This is a genomic window from Micromonospora sp. NPDC047753, assembly GCF_040642735.1.
Taxonomy (GTDB): Bacteria; Actinomycetota; Actinomycetes; order Mycobacteriales; family Micromonosporaceae; genus Micromonospora.
The window spans coordinates 1-2,229 of sequence record NZ_JBEYSL010000759.1 but is presented as its reverse complement, the minus strand read 5'-3'; the positions used below and the strand labels follow the sequence as shown (position 1 = coordinate 2,229).

At 70.4% G+C, this 2,229-nt stretch carries 4 protein-coding genes; 1 reads left to right on the top strand and 3 read right to left on the bottom strand.

Annotated elements, in window-relative coordinates:
- Positions 1–579 (top strand): SDR family oxidoreductase (locus ABZ749_RS34205; protein WP_357235326.1); only part of this gene is annotated, 579 nt, incomplete at its 5' end.
- 55 nt (positions 580–634) lie between these two features.
- Here ABZ749_RS34205 and ABZ749_RS34200 read toward each other — a convergent pair.
- The 3 genes from ABZ749_RS34200 to ABZ749_RS34190 all read right to left on the bottom strand — a co-directional run bounded on the left by ABZ749_RS34200 (position 635) and on the right by ABZ749_RS34190 (position 1,892).
- Positions 635–1,051 (bottom strand): hypothetical protein, encoded by a 417-nt coding sequence (locus tag ABZ749_RS34200; RefSeq protein ID WP_355008104.1) that lies wholly within the window; start codon positions 1,049–1,051, stop codon positions 635–637.
- The gene (locus ABZ749_RS34195) at positions 1,044–1,436 is read right to left on the bottom strand and encodes a hypothetical protein (protein ID WP_357235322.1); all 393 of its coding nucleotides are present in this window, start codon (positions 1,434–1,436) and stop codon (positions 1,044–1,046) included. Before ABZ749_RS34195 ends, ABZ749_RS34200 begins: the two co-directional genes overlap by 8 nt.
- 129 nt (positions 1,437–1,565) lie before the next feature.
- Entirely contained in the window at positions 1,566–1,892 is a 327-nt protein-coding gene (locus ABZ749_RS34190; protein ID WP_357235319.1) for a cupin domain-containing protein, read from the bottom strand.
- Positions 1,893–2,229: the final 337 nt, after the last annotated feature.

The following is a 2,229-nucleotide window of genomic DNA, read 5'->3' as shown; positions in this document are numbered from 1 at the left end:
GCCGACGTGTCCGACCGCGACCAGGTCGAGGCGGCGGTGAGCCGCGTCGCCGCCGAGCTGGGCGCGCCCACGGTGTTGGTCAACAACGCCGGTGTGCTCCGCGACAACCTGCTGTTCAAGATGACCAGTGCCGACTGGGACACGGTGATGGGGGTGCACCTGCGCGGCGCGTTCCTGTTCAGCCAGGCCGCCCAGAAGCACATGGTGGACCGGAAGTGGGGGCGGATCGTCAACCTCTCCAGCACCTCAGCGCTGGGCAACCGGGGCCAGGCGAACTACGCCGCCGCCAAGGCCGGTCTGCAGGGCTTCACCAAGACGCTCGCCATCGAGCTGGGTCCGTTCGGGGTGACGGTGAACGCCGTCGCACCCGGCTTCATCGTCACCGACATGACAGCGGCCACCGCCGCCCGGATGAAGGTCGACTTCGACGACTTCCAGAAGCACGCCGCCGCCGAGATCCCGGTCCGCCGCCCTGGCCGCCCGGAGGACGTCGCGCACACCATCTCGTTCCTGGCGAGCGAGGGCGCCGGCTTCGTGTCCGGCCAGGTCATCTACGTCGCGGGCGGCCCACGGGACTGACCCGTACTCCCGACGAGGGCGCTCCGGCAGACAAGCCGGCGCCCTCGTCGCCGGGTCAGGCGGGTGCGCGGCGGGTGCGCCAGAGCCAGATCAGGCCGAGCACCGGCAGCACCAGCGGGATGTAGCCGTACCCGCTGCCGAACTGCGACCAGACCGTCTCGTCCGGGAAGAGATCCTTGTCGACCAGGCTCAGGATGCCGACCGCGACCACCCCGACCAGCTCCACCGAGCAGCACGCCAGCGCGACCCGACGACCGGTGTGCCCGGCTCGGGCCAACCCCACCGCCGCAACGATGTAGATGAGCGCGGCCACCCCGGAGAGCAGGTACGCCACCGGCGCCTCGTCGAACTTGGTGGCGATCTGCAAACCTGCCCGACTCGTCGCCGCGATAGCGAAGAGCAGGTAGACGGCGATCAGCAGCCGCCCCGGGCCGGAGTTCGTGCGCTGCCGAGCCGATCCTGTCTCAACCACCGAGCACCTCCCAGGTCTGCTGCAACCGGACCACCACCACCGGGGCCACCAGGCAGACCGCGCACACGATCGCCGAGCCCCAGCGGGTCGGTTCCATCCGGGCCAGCACCCAGGCCAGTGGCGGCAGACATACCAGCGTGACCAGGTAGCCGAAGAAGGCGCCGGGCTCGCCAGGCCGATCCCCGCCGCCGACCGCGACGAGCGCCAGCACGCTCAACACCAGCAACGCCACTTCGAGTACGGCCAGACCGACGAACTGCACCCGGTCCGGCGGCCGGTGGCGTAGCGCAGCCACCAGCGCCCACACCGCCACGAGCAGCGACAGCACGATCGGCACTGCCGCGACGATCCCGTCCACCGGCGAATCGGCGCCCACGCTGGTCACCGGCACCACCCGGTCGTTGCCTCGGTCACCGGCACAGCCTACTAACCGTCGTAGTAAAGGGGTGCCCTGCCTCTCCGCGTGTGACGCGCGCCCGTCGAGGGGTCCGCGGCCCCCGGTGCCCACTGGGCGTCAGTCGCCTGCTTGCAGCCAGTAGACGGAGACGGCGAGGAGCGGGTCCGGTCCGTCGTTCCGGATCTGATGCGGCACCCTGCTGTCGAACGCCGCGACGTCGCCGGCCCGCAGGACACGCGCCTGGTCGGCGAACGTCAGGGTTCCGGTCCCGGACACGATGATCCACACCTCACGGGAGCGGTGGACATCCAGGTCGTTGGCGGTGTTCGGGGCCACCGACCAGCGCGCGACCTCGAACGGGGCGGGCGCTGTCGACGGGAACGGCAGCAGCGCGCGGTGCACCGGGCCGCCCTCGGTGAAGTCGTACCAGTGTTCAAAAGCCACGACACCGCTGGTGATCGCTGAATCCGAGCTCCGCATGCCGTCGAGACTGCCCCGCCGTACCTGGTGTGTCTGGCGGTGATCGGACCTGACGCTGCCGACAGCGGCGGGCGGTGCCAGCGGACCGCTGTTCACCGACAGCCGGGCGGGTAGCTCGACCACCGACCCGGAAATGCAAGGTGAGCTGCTTCGATTGGTCGAACCCGCCGCCGTTCCGGCCGCCCGGGCGACTAGCGTGGATCACGTCCGTGGCGTTGTCGCGGTGCGGGGAAACAGCGGAGGTACACGTGCTGCGGTTCGGCTTGTTCGGCACCGGTCACTGGGCGATCGAGACGCACGG